Consider the following 19969-nt stretch of genomic DNA (forward strand, 5'->3'; position numbering starts at 1 on the left):
ATATAGATGATTTTAAATGAGGCTGAAAGATTGCATACATGTAAATTATACGATATGATAGTAGTGAGGTTAATAAAAGTGTTTTTCAAATTTAATTTATCATCCTTGTGTGCTTTAATTGTAATACTATTACAGTATTTTTTCTGTAATAAATTAAATTTTTACTTAGTTTTAGAGTCTATAAGTTTTGTTATTATAGCATACAATCAAATTAAAACCACCCATATTACATGTCTATTTTTTTTAATGATCTGGCTAAGCAACTATTAAGGAGTCTTTTAATAGGTGTTACCACAACAACTTTATTACATGCTCAAGAGAAAAAATCAATTCCAAGTATAGAAAAAATATATGTTCATACCGACAGGTCTTGTTATACGCTAGGCGAATCATTATGGTATAAAGCATATTCGGTTTATGCCTATAGTAATTTGCTTTTTAATGAAAGCAATCTTTTATATGTTGAGTTAGTTTCACCTGACTCTAAAATAATTGCAAGTAACAAAACAAGGTTAGAAGAAGGTTTGGGTCATGGTGATTTTAAATTAACCGATTCTACAGGGGTGAAAGCAGGTATTTATCAATTAAGAGCCTACACAAATTTTAGCAGAAACTTTGGAACCGATTTTGTTTTTAAAAAAGATATTGAAATTATTGATGTTTTTGAAAACAGTGCATCTAACAACAACGAATCGAACAAACCAAAACCAGTTGTAAACAATACAGTCGAAAACACCCAAAACACATTTAAAGTACAATTTTTTCCTGAAGGGGGTTCTCTTATAAATGAAGTTGAAAGTACTGTGGCTTTTAAAGCTGTAGATGCAAATGAACAACCTATAGATCTAAAGGGTAAAATTTTTGATTCTGAAGGTGCTCTAGTGGCATTGTTTATAAGTCAACATGATGGTATGGGAAAATTTCCATTTAAACCCATTAAAGGGAAACAGTATCGTGCTGAAGCTACTACTTCCAACGGAGAGTTAATAGAAGTAATGCTTCCTAATATACAGGAAACGGGTTATTTGTTAAGTTTCAAAAAAATTAATGAAAAGGAAGTGATAACAATAAAAACAAATCAAGAAACCTTATTACAAGAACCTAATGCCCCTCTTACTTTAATTGGTACATCAAGAGGTATTTCTTATTTTGAAGGCACGCAACCATTAACAGAAACTACATTATCCTTTCAGTTACCTAAAAATGATTTTCCAGAAGGTATTACTCAGCTAACCTTATACGGTGCCAATTTAAAACCGCAAAGTGAACGGTTAATATTTATTGAAAAGGAACATGATTTAGAGTTAAATATAATTACCGACAAAAAAACGTATGAGCCTAACGAGAAGGTTACCGTTACTGTATCATCTAAAACGAAAACAGGTCAAGTCGTGCCAGCTAGCTTTTCATTAAGTTCAACAGACACTAATGGTGTAAAGGATGAGAAAGATTATGGGATCAATATTAGTTCATATTTTTTAATGGAATCAGATATTAGAGGGCAAGTACACAATCCGAGTTACTATTTTGATGACAGTAACCCTAACCGATTGGATCATTTAGATTTATTGCTTTTAACACAAGGATGGAGAGATTTTATATGGAAAACAATGCCTCAAGAAAATGATAGTATTCATTATAATATTGAAAAAAACTTTACTATTTCAGGACGTGTAAAACAGCTTTTAGGTAATAAACCTAAGGCGAATAGTAATGTAACCTTGGCTATAGTAAATAAAAAAGGTTTCAATATTTTTAACACTGTCACGAATTCTGAAGGAGGTTTTAAGTTTGATGACCTTTCGTTTTTTGGAGAAACGAATATATTTTTAAATTCTAGAAATGAAAAAGGAAATAATAATGGAGAAATTATAATGTATTCGACTAAAAAAAATATTCCTTTAGAAACAGATTTTAAAAAAACTAATTTTATTTTCAATAAAACAACAAACACCATAAAGGAAAATATATATAAAAAATATGTGATGAATGGTATTGCGCCAGAAAACATGTTGGATGAAATTGAAATAATTGGAAAAAAGAAAGAAAAAGGAACACCAAGCTTATATGGAAATGCAGATAATACTTTTATAATTGATGATAAAACACAGCATTTTACAGATATATATCAATTAATACAGTTTTCCTTACCAGGTGTAATGGCTATTGGAGGCAATATAGGCTTTAGTAGATTTGGAGGACGTCCAGCTTACATAATGATTGATGGTGTAGAATGGGATCAAGCCGATTTAAGAGGTATAAGTACCGATGATGTAGCAAAAATAGAAGCTTTTAAAGGTCCTAGCACGGCTATATTTGGTTCAAGAGGCGCTAATGGTGTTATTATAATTTACACTAAAGATGGTTTTGTTAATAATAAGCCTAAAAAAAAATATCATTCAATAACAAAGACATTAGATGGTTATTATGATGCCCGTTACTTTTATTCGCCAAATCCAGAAAAGCTAAATTTAGATTTTGATAATAAATTGACTGTTCGTAATACGCTATACTGGAACCCTTACATACATCCAGACGAAACAGGTATCTCACAAGCAACTTATTATAACAGTAAGGTTGAAACGACTGTGAAAGTAAGTTTAGAAGGAATAACAGCAACAGGTATTCCTGTTGTGTTAAAAACGCATTACAGTATTAAAAGTAATTAATTATATAATCAACTTATAAGAGAACAGAGTGTTTTAAAAAGAGGATTATGTTTAACAGTTTTACTTTAAGACTAAATTTTCTATTATTTTCATAATTTGGGAAGCTATTAGGTTTATTCAAAAAACACTAATTTTGCATCAAAATTTTTAACGTGGTAAAAATACACAATATAGAACTTCCCGATTTCCCATTGCTTCTGGCACCCATGGAAGATGTTAGCGACCCACCATTTCGTGCTTTATGCAAGGAACAAGGTGCTGATGTTGTATATACCGAATTCGTATCAAGCGAAGGTTTAATTCGTAACGCCGCCAAAAGCGTTATGAAGTTAGATATTTATGAAAAAGAGCGACCTGTAGGCATTCAAATATTTGGAGCCAATTTAGAAAGCATGCTGCAAACCATTGATATTGTAGCAGAATCTAAACCAGACATCATCGATATTAATTTTGGTTGCCCCGTAAAAAAAGTAGTAAGTAAAGGGGCGGGTGCAGGCATTTTAAAAGATGTTTGCCTTATGGAGCAACTTACCGCCGAAATGGTAAAACGCACCAACATACCTATAACAGTTAAAACCCGTTTGGGTTGGGATCACGATTCCATAAGAATCCTTGAAGTTGCCGAACGCTTACAAGATGTGGGATGTAAAGCCATTGCCATTCATGGACGCACCCGTGCACAAATGTATAAGGGAAATGCCGACTGGAAACCTATTGCCGATGTTAAAAACAACCCACGTATGCATATTCCCGTATTTGGGAATGGGGATGTAGATACGCCAGAAAAAGCCATGGAAATGCGCGATGTTTATGGTTTAGATGGCTGTATGATAGGGCGTGCGAGCATTGGCAACCCTTGGTTTTTTAAGCAAGTAAAACACTTCTTTTCAACAGGCGAACATTTAGCGCCTATTTCTATTGAAGAACGTGTTGAGGCAGCGCGCCGCCATTTACAAATGGCTATCGATTGGAAAGGGGAAATTTTGGGTGTTTTCGAAACCCGTCGCCATTACACCAATTACTTTAAAAACATTCCGCATTTTAAAGAATTAAGAATGAAAATGGTAACCAGCGACCGCTCCGAAGATGTTTTTGCAGCATTTGATGAGGTACAGGATCAATTTGCCAATTATCAATTTATAGAGTAGTTTTATTTGGGCAAATGGCAAGCCACCGCGCTATTCATTACTAGTTTTGGCTCGATGCACGCCTCGCCAAAAGCTATCCATTACTATCGCTTTTGCGGGCAATTTAATGGACACCTATTTTGTTCTGAAGTTAAAGTTGTAAAAACGGAAAGGTTCTTCGTAAGAATTATTGAGATATGTATGGTTTGATCTCTCTCAATTTTATAGAGAATCACTTCAGAAAGCTCGTTTTTATAGCAAATCGCCCAAATTAATGTTCTTCAACCAAAGGTTTTGTAATTCTTACCGATGCTATTTTTGAAGCAATGATGCCTAAAACCGAAATAGTTATAAACACAATAAATAAATTTTCAATTTTAATATTTACAGGGTAAGCCAGCGAAGGGGTTATCATAACCAACGAAAATGTTTTTTGAAGAAAAACAATAATAAGGCTAATTAGTAAGCCTATAAAACCGCCTACAACACCCATTAAACTCCCTTGGTAAAAGAAAATACGGCGAATATCTCTTACTGTCACTCCTATATTGAATAAGGTATTAAGACTTCGTTTTTTATCCAGCATCATCATAATTAAGGAGCCTATAACATTAAAAAAGGCAATAATTAAAACCAGTGTAAATATTAAGTAAACCGCTAAATTTTCGGTATTAAGCATTTTATAAAGAGCGTCGTTTAATTGTGCCCTGTTTTTTACAATAACCTTATCACCTAAAATAGCTTGAATGTGCTTTTTCGCAAGGGCCTCATCGATACCTTCTTTAAGCTTAAATTCTATAGCACTTATTTGGTTCGGTTCGTAATTTAATAAGTTTTTAGCCAAATCTATAGGAGCAAAAATATAGGTGTCGTTTAGTTTTTCATTAATAAAAAACACCCCTACATTCATGACGTTAATGCTATTAAATGCATTTTTTGTAGAGGTTATTTGTCCTTTTCCTGGTTTTGGGACATAGACTTTTATAGGACTTGTATAATCTATAATTCCCAATGAGAGGTTGTTAGCAATTCCCCATCCAACGACTATTTGTCGGGATTTTTGTTCTATCCAAGTACCATGTTCTATAACGGTATCAAAATTAACTACGTTTTCATAGTGTTCATCAACACCTTTAATAGTAGCAATGGTATTTTTATCTTGTGATTCAATGATAACGCGTTCTTCAATAATTTTAGCGTATTGGGCAATGTCGTTTAACTTATTAAGTTCGCTTATATTATCATCGGTTAAAATAAACGATTTTCCTACCGCTGTTTCAGCTTTCAAATCAGGGTCTATAATACTAGAAAATTGAAGGGTAAAATCTTTTAAACCCGAAAAACCAGAAAGCACGATAAATAAGGATGCAGAGCCTAAAATAACACCAATAACAGCTATTATGGTAATAAAATTAATAGCATTATTACTGCTTTTTGATCGTAAATAACGTTTTGCTATATATAAAGAGAAGTTCAAATTTCGATTAAGATTTTTTCCTTTTGTCTAAAATAGTTGGGTCTTTAATAGGGTTTTCTTGTCCCTTTAAAGATTGATCAATTTGGTCAATATATTCTAAAGAGTCGTCTATAAAAAACTCTAAATTAGGCATACGACGTAGTTGATTTTTGGTACGTTGCGCCAATTCGTGTCTAATTAATGGCGTGTTCGACTTTATTCCAATTAATAATTCTTTTGCTTTATCGTTAGGAAAAATACTTAAATATACTTTAGCAACCGATAAATCTACCGTTACTTTAACTTTAGACACTGATATTAGTATACCGTGTAAGCCACCTTGAGTGGCAGCACCTTGTAGCACTTCAACCAAATCGCGTTGTAAAACCGATCCTATTTTTTTCTGTCTTTGACTTTCCTCCACGTTGCTCATTTGATACCCATTAAAGGTTTAGAAAACAAAAATAGAGGTTATTTAAAGATTATCTTACTTTTGATTAGCAAAATTTGTATATTAAGTATAATTTGTAAGTCTATTAATTGAAATTAAACTTTTACAGAATTAAATTTCTCCTTTACTTAGAGTGAACTCGGTAATGACAAAAAAGTAATGAATGAATAAAATTGAACACATAGGAATTGCGGTTAAAAATCTAGAGACTTCTAATGAATTGTTTTCCAAACTTTTTGGATCCCCAAGTTATAAAACCGAAACAGTAGAAAGCGAAGGTGTAAAAACATCTTTTTTTAAATTAGGAAACAATAAAATAGAACTTTTAGAAGCAATAAATGAAGATAGTCCTATAGCAAAGTTTATTAATACAAAGGGAGAAGGTATTCATCACATTGCTTTTGATGTAGATGATATGGAAATTGAAATAAAAAGATTAACTACTGAAGGGTTTGTTGTTTTAAACGAAAAACCTAAAAAAGGAGCTGATAATAAGCTAGTTGTTTTCTTGCATCCTAAAACCACAAATGGTGTTCTTATTGAGTTGTGTCAAGAAATTTGTTTAAAAGAATAATTTTCTTGTAGAGTTTTAAAATTAGTATTAAATTCGCAGCCAATTTCGGAATGAAACTGTATTTATTATGGTAACATAAACGGATCGGTCCTATAGCTCAGTTGGTTAGAGCACCTGACTCATAATCAGGTGGTCCCTGGTTCGAGCCCAGGTGGGACCACTTTTAGAGATTGTAAAGCCTTTCATAACTGAAAGGCTTTTTATTTTATAAAGACAAAACATAAATTCTTTTCATAAAATAGGTACTGGTTTTTAAAACAAGTATAAAATCCTTTTTATAAAATTTCTTTTCTATACTATTTTATATATATTTGCTTTGATTAATAAAAAAATGAGGGATTATTTTTTTGTGTCAGATATTATTTTAAAATAGTATCATTTTAAATACAAAAAATAGCGAAAAATGCACTTTATCGAATATTTTAACGTTTCAAGGACGTTTTTTGGTATAGAATTAGTGTAATAATTTTGCTCACTCAGTTTTTTTTATACATTTGTACCCCATGATAATACAAAACAAAAGAATATTTGCCTCAATCTTATTTGTATTAATAAGTTTTGTATGTGCAGCAGCACAAGCAGGAGGAAGTACGCCACCACCTCCTATGACGCCACCACCTGGTTTACAGTTGCCTATAGATGGGGGGCTGTTAGTAGCTACTTGTGTTGGGCTATTTTATGGTGCTAAAAAACTATTATTTAATAAAAACTAGTCTTTTATTAAATATTTTGAAGCTCTAAAAGTTTAGAGACATATTTTCCTAAAACATCAAATTCTAAATTTACTATAGTACCTTCTTTAAAGGTCTTAAAGTTGGTGTTATTATAAGTATAAGGTATTATAGCAACACTAAAGCTATCTTTTTTAGAGTTTACAACCGTTAAACTCGTTCCATTAATAGTTATCGAGCCCTTTTCAATGGTAATATTATTAAGAGAGGTATTGTAATTAAAAGTAAAGATCCAACTTCCGTTAGCTTCTTCAATATTCGTGCAAATTGCCGTTTGGTCTACATGGCCTTGTACAATATGTCCATCCAGTCTGTCACCTAATTTCATAGCGCGTTCTAAGTTTACTTGGTTACCAATTTTAAGTGTGCCTAAATTGGTTTTGTTTAGCGTTTCTTTTATAGCAGTAACGGTGTATTCTTTATCATTAATATCAACTACCGTTAAGCAAACGCCATTATGCGCTACACTTTGATCTATCTTTAATTCATGTGTAATGGTGCTTGTTAGAGTAATATGGAGATTATCTAATTCTGTTTTTAAATTTGAAATGGTGCCTATATCTTCAATTATTCCAGTAAACATAATATTGTTTGTTTATTTAACTAAATTTGCATTATCAAAATTACAAACAAAAGTTGTCATTCTTAATGAAGAAATCGGAAAATATAGTAGTTGGCATATCAATAGGTGACTTAAATGGCATTGGTGGAGAAATTGTATTAAAAACATTTGAAGATTCTAGAATGTTAGAATTTTGTACACCTGTAATTTTTGCTTCGGCAAAAGTCATGAGTTTTTTTAAATCACACTTTAAGTCAGAAATCAATTTCAATAGTATAAATCACCTCAATCAATTAGTTTTTGGAAAGGTTAACGTATTTAATTGTTGGAATGAACCTGTAAACATTGAATTTGGAAAAGAAGACATTAAGATAGGTAGTTATGCTATCAAGTCGTTGCAAGCAGCAACAAAAGCACTTAAAGACAATCATATAGATGTTTTGGTAACGGCCCCTATAAATAAGCATAATATACAATCTGAAGATTTTAAATTTCCAGGTCATACCGATTATTTGGCACAACAGTTAGAAGGGGAAAGCCTGATGTTTATGGTAACCGATTCATTAAGAGTTGGTTTACTAACAGACCATGTTCCAGTAAAAGATATTATAGTGAACTTGACGGAAGCATTAATAGTTAAAAAAATAAATGCTGTTTACAACTCTCTATTAAAAGACTTTAATATTGTAAGACCAAAAATTGCCGTTTTAGGTATTAATCCGCACACGGGAGATAATGGTGTAATAGGTAACGAAGATGACACTATTTTACGTCCAACACTTCAAAAAATAAAAGAAGAAGGTAAATTAGTTTATGGGCCTTATGCTGCCGATAGTTTTTTTGGTTCTAATAATTATAAAAATTTTGATGCCATAGTAGCCACTTATCACGATCAAGGTTTGATACCTTTTAAAACATTATCATTTGGTCAAGGGGTTAATTTTACGGCAGGATTAAATAAAATTAGAACTTCGCCAGACCACGGAACTGCCTATGAAATTGCAGGAAAAGGAGAGGCCGACGAGAATTCTTTTAAAGAAGCCGTTTTTGCTGCCATACAAATATTTAATAACAGATCTGATTATGAGGGACTTACATTAAATCCTTTAAAAAAATCAAATCAAAAGATGTAAACAAAAAAATGTTTATAAGTAATGTTGCTTAAATAAAAATTTATATATTTGCAGGCTCAAAATAGATGTGATAATGAAGGCATTAAAAGAGTTTACAATTCCATTTGTAGGGTTAAAGCTAGGAAAACACCATTTTGAGTATAAAATAGAGAAAGCGTTCTTTGAATATTTTGAGTATGAAGAGTTTAACGATGTAAATATTGACGTACATCTTGTATTAGATAAAAAGTCAACTTTATTAGAATTAAACTTTAAAATTTCAGGATTTGTAAATGTTAATTGCGATTTAACAAACGAACCTTATAATCAAATCATAAATAATGAGTTTGATTTGGTGGTGAAATTTGGAGATGAATACAATGACGAGTTAGAAGATATTCTTATTGTGCCTCACGGGACATACGAAGTTAATATTCAACAATACATTTACGAATTAATTGTACTTTCTGTACCAATTAAACGCATACATCCAGGAGTTGAAGATGGAACTTTAGATTCTGATATACTTGATAAACTAGAAGAATTAAGCCCAAAGCTTAAAGAAGAAAAAGAAACTGAAGAGGAAACCGATCCTCGTTGGAATACATTAAAGAAACTATTAACGGATAAATAAATATAAAAAATGGCACATCCTAAGAGAAAAATCTCGAGAACAAGAAGAGATAAAAGAAGAACACATTATAAAGCAACTGCGCCACAGATTGCTACTTGCCCAACAACAGGTGAAGCACATTTGTATCACAGAGCACACTGGCATGAAGGAAAACTATATTACAGAGGTCAAGTGTTAATTGACAACTCTGAAGCTGTAGAAAACGTAGCATAAATAGTATGCACGCATATAATAAAACGCTCACATGTGAGCGTTTTTTTTATGATATGCTTTTTCTACAGGACAAAAACACGTAATTTGTATAATCTTTCGTCAAATTTTAGTAGTTTTCACGAAATTTTGAGTGTTTTTGTTCAATTTTAATGATTTTTTGATCAATTTAACTATAAAGTTATGGGAAAAATCTCAGCAGCAATAACCGCTGTTGGTGCATATGTGCCAGAATACGTATTAACCAATCAAATTCTTGAAACATTGGTTGATACTAATGATGAATGGATAACTTCCAGAACAGGAATAAAAGAACGTCGTATACTCAAAGACGAAGGAAAAGGAACTTCTTACCTAGCGATTAAAGCAGCACAAGACCTTATTAATAAAACTGGGATAGACCCAAAAACGATTGAACTTGTTATTGTTGCAACCGCAACACCAGATATGAAAGCGGCTTCCACAGCTTCTTTTACTGCTACTGAAATAGGTGCGACAAATGCATTTTCATTTGACATGGACGCAGCTTGCTCTAGTTTTTTATACGGTATGTCTGTTGCAGCTAGTTATATAGAGTCAGGTCGTTATAAAAATGTATTATTAATTGGCGCTGATAAAATGTCTTCAATAATTAATTATACAGATCGGGCCACTTGTATTATTTTTGGTGATGGAGCAGGTGCTGTTTTGTTTGAACCTAATGAAGAAGGTTTAGGTCTTCAAGACGAATACCTTAGAAGCGATGGTAGTGGTAGAGAGTTTTTACAAGCCACTTACGGTGGATCTTCTTTTCCAATAACACCGGAAGCTCTAGAAAAAGGAGGACAGTATGCTTTTCAAGAAGGAAAAACGGTATTTAAAAACGCCGTGTTTAATATGGCAGATGCTGCTGTTAAAATATTAGAACGTAATAATTTAACCAAAGAAGATGTCGATTGGTTGGCTGCACATCAAGCAAATAAGCGTATTATTGATGCAACTGCTCAACGTATCGAATTAGAAGAATCGAAAGTGATGATTAATATTCATAAGTATGGTAATACAACATCAGCGACGTTACCATTACTATTAAGTGATTATGAATCGCAACTTAAAAAAGGAGATAATGTAATTTTTGCCGCTTTTGGAGGCGGATTTAATTGGGGATCCATTTATTTAAAATGGGCATATAATTCAGTAAACTAACCATTAACTAATTAGTAAAGATTATGGATATTAAAGAAATTCAAAACTTAATCAAATTTGTTGCCAAATCAGGGGCAAGTGAGGTTAAATTAGAAATGGATGATATTAAAATCACCATAAAAACAGGGTCAGACCCAGAAACAACAGCCGTTCATTATGCACCAGTAACAACTCAAATGCCTCAAATGCATGCACCAGTTACTGAAGCAAAATCAACTACCGAAGGTGCTGTACCTGTAGCTCAAGCAACGGAAGACTCAAAATACATCACTATAAAATCGCCTATTATTGGAACTTTTTATAGAAAACCATCACCTGACAAGCCTTTATTTGTTGAGGTTGGGCAAACCATTGCAGAAGGTGATGTGCTTTGTATTATAGAAGCGATGAAACTTTTTAACGAAATTGAATCTGAAGTTTCCGGAAAAGTGGTTAAAATATTAGTTGATGATTCATCACCTGTAGAATTCGATCAACCATTATTTTTGGTAGACCCATCTTAATATAAATCCCAATTTTCAATTGCCAAATTCCAACAACAACTTTTGGGATTTGTTTTTTGAATATTGAAAATTTGAAGAATTTATGTTTAAAAAAATATTGATTGCCAATAGAGGGGAAATAGCACTGCGTGTTATTAGAACCTGTAAAGAAATGGGCATAAAAACAGTGGCAGTATATTCTACCGCTGATGCTGAAAGTTTGCATGTTAAGTTTGCAGATGAAGCTGTTTGTATAGGACCACCATCTAGTAGTTTATCATATTTAAAAATGTCTAACATTATAGCAGCGGCCGAAATTACCAATGCAGATGCTATACATCCAGGTTACGGATTTTTATCAGAAAACGCTAAATTTTCAAAAATTTGTGAAGAACACGGAATAAAATTTATTGGTGCTTCTCCAGAAATGATTGATAGGATGGGAGACAAAGCCAATGCAAAAACGACTATGATTGCTGCAGGCGTGCCTTGTGTTCCAGGAAGTGAAGGGATTATAAAGTCATTCGAAGAATGTGAAAAAATCGCTAAAACTACAGGATATCCAGTCATGCTTAAAGCTTCTGCTGGAGGCGGAGGAAAAGGAATGAGAGGCGTTTTTAAACCTGAAAATTTAAGAGACGCTTGGGATTCTGCACGCCAAGAAAGTAAAGCTGCTTTTGGCAATGACGATATGTACATGGAGAAACTTATTGAAGAACCAAGACATATTGAAATTCAAATTGTAGGAGATTCTACAGGAAGAGCATGTCATCTATCTGAAAGAGATTGCTCCATTCAACGTCGTCATCAAAAGTTAACTGAAGAAACTCCTTCACCATTTATGACTGATGAACTTCGAGAAAAAATGGGAGCTGCAGCTGTAAAAGCAGCAGAATATATTAAATACGAAGGCGCAGGAACTATTGAATTTTTAGTAGATAAGCACCGCAATTTCTATTTTATGGAAATGAATACGCGTATTCAAGTAGAACATCCAATTACAGAACAAGTTATCGATTTCGATTTAATTCGCGAACAAATTCTTGTGGCTGCTGGCGTGCCAATTTCAGGTAAAAATTATTTGCCAAAATTACATTCTATTGAATGTCGTATTAATGCCGAAGACCCGTTTAATGGGTTTAGACCATCACCAGGAACTATTACAACATTGCATGCGCCAGGAGGTCATGGTGTACGTTTAGATACGCATGTATATGCTGGTTATACGATTCCGCCAAATTACGATTCAATGATTGCTAAGTTAATAACAACAGCGCAAACTAGAGAAGAAGCTATTAATAAAATGAAGCGCGCTTTAGATGAATTTGTAATTGAAGGGGTAAAAACCACGATACCATTCCACAGACAATTAATGGATCACCCAGATTATTTAGCTGGAAATTACACGACCAAGTTTATGGAAGATTTTGTAATGGAAAAACAAATTGAAGAATAAATATTAAAAACTCCGGAAGCAATTTCGGAGTTTTTTTATGGTGTTCCTTTCGCTTTTTTAAGGAAAAGCAAAAGTCAAGCTTTACTCATTATTTTTTAATTTTGAATAATGTATTCGTGAATATAAATATTTCACTACTCGCTTCCCGATAAAAATCGGGAGAGCTCAAACAAACCGTTCAATCCTTCACACAACAACCTAAGGCCAAATTCACTATTTTTGTCCATAATGAACAGCAACCTCATTTAAAAATGCTAGGAATTATGACATTAGAACAATAGTATATGAAAAAGATATTTAGGTTTTTATTTAAAAGTCTCCTTTGGTTTTTTGCTATTTCAATAGGCTTAGTTATTCTATTTAAATGGTTGCCTATTCCAATAACACCTTTAATGGTTATAAGAACTGTTGAGCAAAAAAAGGAAGGAAAAGATATAGTGTGGAAACATGATTGGGAGTCTATTGATAATATTTCTAAAAACCTGCAACTAGCAGTTATATGTAGTGAGGATCAAGACTTTTTAAACCATCATGGGTTTGATATGAAGGCGATTGAAAAAGCCTTGGAATACAATAAAAAAGGTAAGAAAACGAGAGGCGCTAGCACCATTAGCCAGCAAACTGCTAAAAATGTTTTTCTTTGGCCAAATAGGAGCTGGTTACGTAAAGGACTAGAAGCTTATTTTACATTTTTAATAGAATTAATTTGGTCTAAAGAACGAATCATGGAAGTGTATTTAAATAGTATTGAAATGGGTAATGGTATTTATGGAGCTGAAGCTGCTGCACAACATTGGTTTAAACGACCAGCGGCTAATTTACGGCAACAAGAAGCTGCTGCTATTGCTGCCATTCTTCCAAGTCCGTTAAGATATAGAGCAAATCCAGCTACCAATTATATTCAAGGTAGAAAGAATTGGATAATCCGGCAAATGCATTTTTTTGGTCCTTTAAATTACAATTAAACATGGGTTCAAGCTCGACCATTAAAGAATATTTGTATGCGCAATGTGTAGATTTTGTTGAACACAGGTTTCAAACGATTCAAAACACCATTCAAGAAATTCAGGAATCGTTGCTTTCTGAAACTAAAAGTAGCGCGGGCGATAAACACGAAACAGGGCGCGCTATGTTGCAACTGGAACGTGAAAAAGCAGGGAATCAGCTTGCAGAAATTCAGAAAATTAAAGAGATTTTTTCTAAAATAGATATTTCTAAAACTTCAAAAACTATTGGCCTAGGGAGTCTTGTTTATACCACAAACTCTAATTATTTTATTGGAATAAGCGCTGGCGAATTATCGGTAGATTCAACAAAATTTTATGCTATTTCTGCTAATACACCTATTGGGCAATTATTAATGGGAAAAACAATTGGAGAAGAAATTGTTTTTAGAGGACAGAACTTTGTTGTAAAAGAAGTCCTTTAGAATATCAAAATTTGAATCTTAAAAATAACAGTGGCCAACATATGTATAAAATAAACCTTTTAAAATGTGCTTTAGAGGTTATTATAAATGGAAAGACAAATAGGTAATCCTTTTTTAAGTACTTTTTTGTGTTCAAAAAATACATTATTACCATCTAAATCAGCTTCAATTAAATAATAATAACCTTTATAATAAGATTTTTTTACAACGGCTTTTAAGTTCGATGTATCAACTATTTTTAATTGGTTGGCATATATAATTCCTCCATTAATTACATTAAACTCGCCAAAAAATGAAGCAATCAATTTGTCTTCTGGGTTTTTATAAAGTTGTTGGGGCGTGCCTTTTATCATAATCTTAGCATCGTGCAATACCATCATATGGTCTGAAAAGGACAGTACATCATCTTTATCATGCGTAGCAACAATACAAGTAATTTTCTTTTCTTTTAAATATTTAAAAAGACTGCGTCGTAACGACTGTTTTTTAAAATTATCAATATGGCTAAACGGCTCATCGAGTAATAAAACTTCGGGTTGTTTTGCAATTGCACGGGCAATAGCAACGCGTTGTTTTTGTCCGCCACTTAATTCTTTAACTTTAATATGTGCGTAAGCTTGTAATTCAACAACTTCTAAAAGTTCGTTTGTACGAGCTTGTTTTTCTTCAGGATAAAAATTTGAAAGATAGGCTCCAATATTTTCAGCAACAGTAATAAAAGGCATCAAATCGAATTCTTGAGCCACATATTTCATATATTCAGGTCCGATAATGAGATTGTGTTTAGGTCCTAAAATTTCATTGTCTTTCCAGAAAATGTTACCTTCATTTAAATCATAAGTGCCGTAAAGCAACTTCAAAAGCGTGCTTTTTCCAGAACCGCTTTCACCAATAATAGAGAAATGCTCACCTGTTTTAACAGAAAAACTAATATCCTTTAAAATGGGTTGTTTTTTATATTGGAAAGTTAGGTTGTTTACTTGTAGCATAAAATGATTTTGCTCAATGATGTAAAGAGGTATAGTTTTTTGGTGTCTTAATTTTTTATTTTATTTGGTAACTCTTTAAACCCCATATTAAATAGTGTAAACCCAAAAACATCGGCATATTGTTCAATAGTTTTACTTACTGGAGTTCCTGCGCCATGACCGGCATCGGTTTCAATACGTATGAGTGTGGGGTTGTTCCCTGTTTGCTTATTCTGTAATTCGGCTGCAAATTTAAAACTATGCGCAGGTACCACACGGTCGTCATGGTCGCCTGTAGTTATTAAAGTAGCGGGATATGGGACGCCTGTTTTTACATTATGCACTGGTGAATAATTTTTAAGATATTCAAACATTTCTTTAGAATCTTCGGCAGTACCATAATCGTATGCCCAGCCAGCTCCAGCTGTAAATGTGTGATATCGCAACATGTCTAATACACCAACGGCAGGCAATGCTACTTTAGCTAAATTAGGGCGTTGCGTCATAACGGCTCCTACTAGTAAGCCTCCGTTTGAGCCTCCTCGAATTGCTAGATAATCTGATGAAGTATAATTATTTGAAATTAAATATTCCGCAGCTGCTATAAAGTCATCAAATACATTTTGTTTTTTCATTTGGGTACCAGCATCGTGCCATTTCTTGCCATATTCACCACCCCCACGCAAATTAGGTACGGCTAAAATACCACCTTGTTCCATCCAAACCGCATTGGGAATACTAAAAGCAGGTGTTAAACTAATATTGAAACCACCATATCCGTAAAGAATGGTTGGATTTTTATCATTGAGTTTTAATCCTTTTTTGTGAGTAATTATCATCGGGATTTTAGTGCCGTCTTTTGAAGTGTAAAAGACTTGTTCACTTTCGTAAGCATCACTATCAAATTCTATTTTTGGTTTCCAATATAAAGATGTGTTTCCCGTTTTTGGGTTGAACTTATAAATATTTGAAGGCGTATTGTAATTCGTAAATACATAATATAAAACAGCATCTTCTGCTTTTCCTCTAAAACCATCGGCGGTTCCTAACCCTGGAAGTTCAATCTCTTTAATTAAATTCCCTTGATAATCATATTGTTTTACTTTGGAAATAGCATCAACCATATAATTTGCAAAGAAATATCCACTTCCTTTTGATGGGTTTAAAACAAATTCAGTTTCTGGAATAACATCTACCCAATAGTCTGGAGTTGGATTTGAAGCATCAACCGAAACAATTTTTTTGTTTGGCGTATTTAGATTGGTTACTATAAATAGTTTGCTACCTTTATTTTCTATTACATAGGAATCACTATCCGTATGGTTTAAGATAGTAATTAATGGGCTGTTTTTATTTGATAAATCTTTTATAAAGAGTTTGTTTCCTGATGTAGAAATACGGGGTGTGATAATTAGATACCGATTGTCTTCAGTAACATTAGCATAAATATACCGATGTTTTTCTTCTGGTTTTCCACCATAAATAAGAGCATCTTCGCTTTGAGAAGTTCCAAGTTTATGATAATATACTTTGTGCTGATCGGTTTTAGCAGAGAGTTCGCTGCCTTTTGGTTTGTCATAACTAGAATAATAAAACCCTTCATTTTTGAACCAAGAAATCTGAGTAAATTTAACGTCAATTAAAGTGTCTTCAATAGGTTGTTTTGTTTCAGTATTTAAAATTATTACTTTTCGCCAATCGCTACCACCTTCTGAGATAGAATAGGCTAATAGGCTTCCATCTTTTGAAAAACTTAAAGCATCTAGCGAGGTTGTGCCATTTTTAGAAAAGGTGTTAGGGTCTAAAAACAATTCATCTTTACCGTTTTCTTTTTTCCTGTAAAGCACATTTTGGTTTTGCAAACCATCGTTTTTGGAGAAATAAGTGTAGCCGCCTTCAATAAAAGGGGCACCAATTTTTTCATAATTCCAAATTTCAGAAAGACGTTCTTTCAGTTCATTTATATAAGGAATTTGTTTTAAATAGTTTGAAGTACATTCATTTTGTGCTTGTACCCAAGCTTCTGTTTCTTTACTTTGGTCGTCTTCCAACCAGCGATAAGGGTCTTTTATTTCTATATCAAAGTAAGTATCAGTGGCATTAACAGTTTTTGTTTTAGGGTAATTCACAAGGGAGTCTTTTTTTTCTGTAAAATCTTTTTGACAAGTCTTAAAACTTAGTATGGCTATAAAACAGATTATTAATTTATTCATACCGTTAGTGGTTTATAATAATTCAAAATTAAGCAAAATACTTTAGTTGAAATGGTGTCTTAACATTTTATGATTACTAATAAATTAGAAGACTTGTTTATCTTTGAAATATTTTTTAAAATGATTGATTATGAAGAGACCCCTTATTATTTTATTATTAACACTAAGTAGCTTTACACTATTTTCTCAGGCTGAAATTACTGAAACTGAGATTAAAGACCATATTGAATTTTTAACTTCTGAAAAGAATGCAGGGCGATATCCTGGAGGAAAAGCAAATAAGCGTGTTGTTAAATATTTGATAGAGGCATTTAAAGAAATAGGATTGGAAGCTTTTAATCAGGATTATAAGCAAGTTTTTGAGGTAGCCTTGCGAGTAGAAAAAGGAGTAAAAAAACAACCAATAGTAAAAACGTGGAATGTTGTTGGTTTTATTAAAGGGAATGACCCAGATTTGCAACATGAGTACATTGTTTTAGGCGCACATTATGATCATTTAGGACTTGGCGGTCCTTCTTCCAAATCGGAGAAGAAAAATACAATTCATTACGGTGCCGATGATAATGCTAGCGGAACTGCGGCCTTATTGGAAATTGCTGAAAAACTCATAAATAATAAAGAACAGTTAAAAAGAAGTGTTTTGTTTATAGCCTTTGGAGCAGAAGAACAAGGGCTTCTAGGTAGTAAATATTTTGTAGAACATCCTTTAGTACCGCTTTCTCAAATCAAATTAATGATAAATATGGATATGGTCGGGAGATTGAATACTGAAAAACAGGTGTATATGGGTGGTGCAGGAACGTTTCCAGACGGAGTGCGTTTTATGAAAGAATTAGGTGAATATTTAGGACTACAACCCATTGTTCATTCTGGTTCAGTAGCAGGGTCTGATCATGTATCGTTTTATAAAAAAGGGATATCAGTTTTAGGAATGCACACTGGAGGTCACGATCAGTACCATACTCCAGAAGACACATTAGATTTAATTAATTTACCAGGAGAAAAAGAGGTCTGTGAATATATTTTTCAAACCATATTAGCTAAGGCTTCTTCAGATGAGGCTATCTTCTTTATAAACCAAGATTAAATAAAAAGCTCCAGATGATTATCTGAAGCTTTTTGTTTAATCTAAATACCGTTAATGTATTTATACTAAATTATTTTCAATTAAATATTCACTAATTTGAACAGCATTTGTAGCTGCTCCTTTTCGTAAATTATCGGCAACAATCCACATGTTTAAGGTGTTAGATTGCGATTCGTCTCTGCGTAATCGTCCCACAAAGACTTCATCTTTATCGTGCGCCAATATAGGCATGGGATAAGAGTTGGTTGCGGTATTATCCTGTAAAATAATTCCAGGCGTACTACTAATTATTTGTCTAACATCAGCCAAATCAAAATCATTTTCAAACTGAACATTTACGGCTTCTGAATGCCCTCCAGCAGTAGGAACACGAACCGCCGTAGCGGTTACCGAAAATGTTTTGTCATTAAATATTTTTTGAGGCTCTCTAGCCAATTTCATTTCTTCTTTAGTGTAACCATTTTCTAAAAAGCTATCACAATGAGGAATTACGTTTCGACTAATTGGGTAAGGATAAGCCATTTCTCCGTCAATCCCAGCAATTTCATTTTCTAATTGTTTAACAGCTTTAACACCCGTACCTGAAACCGACTGGTAGGTGGAAACCACAACACGTTTCATTTTATATTTTTTATGAAGTTGTGATAAAGCTAACACCATTTGAATGGTTGAGCAATTCGGATTGGCAATAATTTTATCGTCTTTAGTTAATTCATGTGCATTAATTTCAGGAACCACTAATTTTTTAGTAGGATCCATTCTCCAAGCAGAAGAATTATCCACTACAGTAGTACCAGCTTCTGCAAATTTTGGGGCCCATTCTAAAGAGGTGTCTCCTCCAGCCGAAAAAATAGCAATTTGTGGTTTTGCCGCCACTGCATCAGCCAATCCAATTACGGTATATTCTTTATTTTTATAAGTCAATTTTTTTCCAACGGAACGTTCAGATGCTACCAATAGCAATTCGGTTATAGGAAAATTACGTTCTGCAAGAACTTTTAGCATCACTTCACCCACCATTCCAGTGGCACCAACTACAGCTACTTTCATATTAGTTTAAATTAAAATTTTGAGCAAAATTAGACATTAATTACATTTTTAAACATACAAAAAGACCTCTATTTTCTCAAATAGAGGTCTTTTTAACAACAAATAACACAATGTTATTTATTTAACACAATGTTATTTTTTAAGTAAATCTCTAATTTGTATAAGTAATTCTTCTTGTGTTGGTCCTGCTGGTGTAGCGGGAGCGGGCTCTTCTTTTTTCTTGGTCTTATTGATTCCTTTAATAATCATAAACATAACGAATGCTACAATTATAAAGTCTATTAAACTTGTTAAGAAAGTTCCGTAAAGAACAGCAATTTCACCAGTTACTTCGCCTGCATCATTAACAACTCCTGGTGTAATAACATATTTTAAATCATTAAAGTTGGAATTAAATATTAACCCAATTATTGGAGATACAATTCCAGCAGTAAATGAAGTGACTACTTTGTTAAAAGCAGCACCCATTACAAAAGCAACTGCAATATCCACAAGGTTGCCCTTCATTGCAAATTCTTTAAATTCTTTTAGCATAATTATTGGTTTTTGATGGTTATATGACCCTAAGATAAC

20 protein-coding genes and 1 tRNA gene are annotated in these 19969 nt (G+C 33.0%); 14 read left to right on the plus strand and 7 right to left on the minus strand.

All coding sequences use genetic code 11. From position 1 onward, the window contains the following. Positions 1-230 precede the first annotated feature (230 nt). Together QLS71_RS07190 and dusB are read left to right on the plus strand one after the other, a co-directional pair. Complete coding sequence (locus QLS71_RS07190) at positions 231-2669, plus strand: TonB-dependent receptor plug domain-containing protein (protein WP_308991709.1); 2439 nt, start codon at positions 231-233, stop codon at positions 2667-2669. Positions 2670-2821: 152 nt separating this feature from the next. Further along, a complete protein-coding gene (dusB, locus tag QLS71_RS07195; RefSeq protein ID WP_308991708.1) occupies positions 2822-3817 on the plus strand; it encodes a tRNA dihydrouridine synthase DusB in 996 nt (331 codons plus the stop codon). A gap of 250 nt (positions 3818-4067) precedes the next feature. Here dusB and QLS71_RS07200 read toward each other — a convergent pair whose 3' ends face one another. Next, positions 4068-5273 carry an ABC transporter permease gene (locus QLS71_RS07200; protein WP_308991707.1) on the minus strand — a complete coding sequence of 402 codons (1206 nt, stop codon included), beginning with the start codon at positions 5271-5273 and terminating at the stop codon, positions 4068-4070. A 7-nt stretch (positions 5274-5280) separates the two neighbouring features. Beyond that, a complete protein-coding gene (rbfA, locus tag QLS71_RS07205; protein ID WP_308991706.1) occupies positions 5281-5685 on the minus strand; it encodes a 30S ribosome-binding factor RbfA in 405 nt (134 codons plus the stop codon). A 181-nt stretch (positions 5686-5866) separates the two neighbouring features. Here rbfA and mce point away from each other — a divergent pair, with 181 nt between their 5' ends. The 3 genes from mce (at position 5867) to QLS71_RS07220 (ending at position 6990) form a co-directional block, all read left to right on the plus strand. Next, positions 5867-6277, plus strand: coding sequence for a methylmalonyl-CoA epimerase (gene mce / locus QLS71_RS07210; RefSeq protein WP_308991705.1), 411 nt, complete (start codon positions 5867-5869; stop codon positions 6275-6277). Between the two features lie 86 nt (positions 6278-6363). After that, positions 6364-6437 (plus strand) — tRNA-Ile (locus QLS71_RS07215). 343 nt (positions 6438-6780) lie between these two features. Continuing rightward, positions 6781-6990, plus strand: coding sequence for a hypothetical protein (locus QLS71_RS07220; protein WP_308991704.1), 210 nt, complete (start codon positions 6781-6783; stop codon positions 6988-6990). Between the two features lie 7 nt (positions 6991-6997). Here the strand turns inward: QLS71_RS07220 and QLS71_RS07225 are convergent, their stop codons facing one another. After that, entirely contained in the window at positions 6998-7591 is a 594-nt protein-coding gene (locus QLS71_RS07225; protein WP_308991703.1) for a riboflavin synthase, read from the minus strand. 65 nt (positions 7592-7656) lie between these two features. Here QLS71_RS07225 and pdxA point away from each other — a divergent pair, with 65 nt between their 5' ends. The 8 genes from pdxA to QLS71_RS07265 all read left to right on the plus strand — a co-directional run bounded on the left by pdxA (position 7657) and on the right by QLS71_RS07265 (position 14078). Continuing rightward, positions 7657-8703 (plus strand): 4-hydroxythreonine-4-phosphate dehydrogenase PdxA, encoded by a 1047-nt coding sequence (gene pdxA, locus QLS71_RS07230; RefSeq protein ID WP_308991702.1) that lies wholly within the window; start codon positions 7657-7659, stop codon positions 8701-8703. Positions 8704-8776: 73 nt separating this feature from the next. Beyond that, complete coding sequence (locus QLS71_RS07235) at positions 8777-9316, plus strand: DUF177 domain-containing protein (protein WP_308991701.1); 540 nt, start codon at positions 8777-8779, stop codon at positions 9314-9316. Between the two features lie 9 nt (positions 9317-9325). Beyond that, entirely contained in the window at positions 9326-9529 is a 204-nt protein-coding gene (gene rpmF / locus QLS71_RS07240) for a 50S ribosomal protein L32 (protein WP_290855016.1), read from the plus strand. A gap of 180 nt (positions 9530-9709) precedes the next feature. Next, the gene (locus QLS71_RS07245) at positions 9710-10711 is read left to right on the plus strand and encodes a beta-ketoacyl-ACP synthase III (RefSeq protein WP_308991700.1); all 1002 of its coding nucleotides are present in this window, start codon (positions 9710-9712) and stop codon (positions 10709-10711) included. Positions 10712-10734: 23 nt separating this feature from the next. Next, on the plus strand, positions 10735-11214 hold the full coding sequence (gene accB, locus QLS71_RS07250) for an acetyl-CoA carboxylase biotin carboxyl carrier protein (protein ID WP_308991699.1): 480 nt from the start codon (positions 10735-10737) through the stop codon (positions 11212-11214). 82 nt (positions 11215-11296) lie between these two features. Then, complete coding sequence (gene accC, locus QLS71_RS07255) at positions 11297-12649, plus strand: acetyl-CoA carboxylase biotin carboxylase subunit (protein WP_308991698.1); 1353 nt, start codon at positions 11297-11299, stop codon at positions 12647-12649. 284 nt (positions 12650-12933) lie between these two features. Beyond that, positions 12934-13614 (plus strand): monofunctional biosynthetic peptidoglycan transglycosylase, encoded by a 681-nt coding sequence (gene mtgA / locus QLS71_RS07260; protein ID WP_308991697.1) that lies wholly within the window; start codon positions 12934-12936, stop codon positions 13612-13614. Between the two features lie 2 nt (positions 13615-13616). After that, positions 13617-14078 carry a 3-oxoacyl-ACP synthase gene (locus tag QLS71_RS07265; RefSeq protein WP_308991696.1) on the plus strand — a complete coding sequence of 154 codons (462 nt, stop codon included), beginning with the start codon at positions 13617-13619 and terminating at the stop codon, positions 14076-14078. 71 nt (positions 14079-14149) lie between these two features. Here the strand turns inward: QLS71_RS07265 and QLS71_RS07270 are convergent, their stop codons facing one another. Further along, positions 14150-15067, minus strand: coding sequence for an ABC transporter ATP-binding protein (locus QLS71_RS07270; RefSeq protein WP_308991695.1), 918 nt, complete (start codon positions 15065-15067; stop codon positions 14150-14152). Positions 15068-15114: 47 nt separating this feature from the next. Next, a complete protein-coding gene (locus QLS71_RS07275; protein WP_308991694.1) occupies positions 15115-17259 on the minus strand; it encodes a prolyl oligopeptidase family serine peptidase in 2145 nt (714 codons plus the stop codon). A gap of 130 nt (positions 17260-17389) precedes the next feature. On the opposite strand from QLS71_RS07275, the gene QLS71_RS07280 reads away from it, so the two are divergent. Then, complete coding sequence (locus QLS71_RS07280) at positions 17390-18346, plus strand: M20/M25/M40 family metallo-hydrolase (RefSeq protein WP_308991693.1); 957 nt, start codon at positions 17390-17392, stop codon at positions 18344-18346. Positions 18347-18406: 60 nt separating this feature from the next. On the opposite strand, the gene QLS71_RS07285 is transcribed toward QLS71_RS07280, so the two are convergent. Then, positions 18407-19396, minus strand: a complete 990-nt coding sequence (locus QLS71_RS07285) for an aspartate-semialdehyde dehydrogenase (protein ID WP_308991692.1) — start codon at positions 19394-19396, stop codon at positions 18407-18409. A gap of 132 nt (positions 19397-19528) precedes the next feature. Then, positions 19529-19930, minus strand: coding sequence for a large conductance mechanosensitive channel protein MscL (gene mscL, locus QLS71_RS07290; protein ID WP_308991691.1), 402 nt, complete (start codon positions 19928-19930; stop codon positions 19529-19531). Between the last annotated feature and the right edge of the window lie 39 nt (positions 19931-19969).

Origin of the sequence: Mariniflexile litorale, assembly GCF_031128465.2 — a bacterium.
GTDB lineage: Bacteria > Bacteroidota > Bacteroidia > Flavobacteriales > Flavobacteriaceae > Mariniflexile > Mariniflexile litorale.

Excerpts from the sequence above, each read along its gene's own strand:
- QLS71_RS07265 (WP_308991696.1), top strand. The coding sequence starts at position 13,617 with ATGGGTTCAAGCTCGACCATTAAAGAATATTTGTATGCGCAATGTGTA.
- QLS71_RS07285 (WP_308991692.1), bottom strand. The coding sequence starts at position 19,396 with ATGAAAGTAGCTGTAGTTGGTGCCACTGGAATGGTGGGTGAAGTGATG.
- rpmF (WP_290855016.1), top strand. The coding sequence starts at position 9,326 with ATGGCACATCCTAAGAGAAAAATCTCGAGAACAAGAAGAGATAAAAGA.
- QLS71_RS07190 (WP_308991709.1), top strand. The coding sequence starts at position 231 with ATGTCTATTTTTTTTAATGATCTGGCTAAGCAACTATTAAGGAGTCTT.
- accC (WP_308991698.1), top strand. The coding sequence starts at position 11,297 with ATGTTTAAAAAAATATTGATTGCCAATAGAGGGGAAATAGCACTGCGT.
- QLS71_RS07235 (WP_308991701.1), top strand. The coding sequence starts at position 8,777 with ATGAAGGCATTAAAAGAGTTTACAATTCCATTTGTAGGGTTAAAGCTA.
- rbfA (WP_308991706.1), bottom strand. The coding sequence starts at position 5,685 with ATGAGCAACGTGGAGGAAAGTCAAAGACAGAAAAAAATAGGATCGGTT.
- QLS71_RS07270 (WP_308991695.1), bottom strand. The coding sequence starts at position 15,067 with ATGCTACAAGTAAACAACCTAACTTTCCAATATAAAAAACAACCCATT.
- accB (WP_308991699.1), top strand. The coding sequence starts at position 10,735 with ATGGATATTAAAGAAATTCAAAACTTAATCAAATTTGTTGCCAAATCA.
- QLS71_RS07275 (WP_308991694.1), bottom strand. The coding sequence starts at position 17,259 with ATGAATAAATTAATAATCTGTTTTATAGCCATACTAAGTTTTAAGACT.
- pdxA (WP_308991702.1), top strand. The coding sequence starts at position 7,657 with ATGAAGAAATCGGAAAATATAGTAGTTGGCATATCAATAGGTGACTTA.
- mscL (WP_308991691.1), bottom strand. The coding sequence starts at position 19,930 with ATGCTAAAAGAATTTAAAGAATTTGCAATGAAGGGCAACCTTGTGGAT.
- QLS71_RS07280 (WP_308991693.1), top strand. The coding sequence starts at position 17,390 with ATGAAGAGACCCCTTATTATTTTATTATTAACACTAAGTAGCTTTACA.
- QLS71_RS07245 (WP_308991700.1), top strand. The coding sequence starts at position 9,710 with ATGGGAAAAATCTCAGCAGCAATAACCGCTGTTGGTGCATATGTGCCA.
- mtgA (WP_308991697.1), top strand. The coding sequence starts at position 12,934 with ATGAAAAAGATATTTAGGTTTTTATTTAAAAGTCTCCTTTGGTTTTTT.
- mce (WP_308991705.1), top strand. The coding sequence starts at position 5,867 with ATGAATAAAATTGAACACATAGGAATTGCGGTTAAAAATCTAGAGACT.
- QLS71_RS07225 (WP_308991703.1), bottom strand. The coding sequence starts at position 7,591 with ATGTTTACTGGAATAATTGAAGATATAGGCACCATTTCAAATTTAAAA.
- QLS71_RS07220 (WP_308991704.1), top strand. The coding sequence starts at position 6,781 with ATGATAATACAAAACAAAAGAATATTTGCCTCAATCTTATTTGTATTA.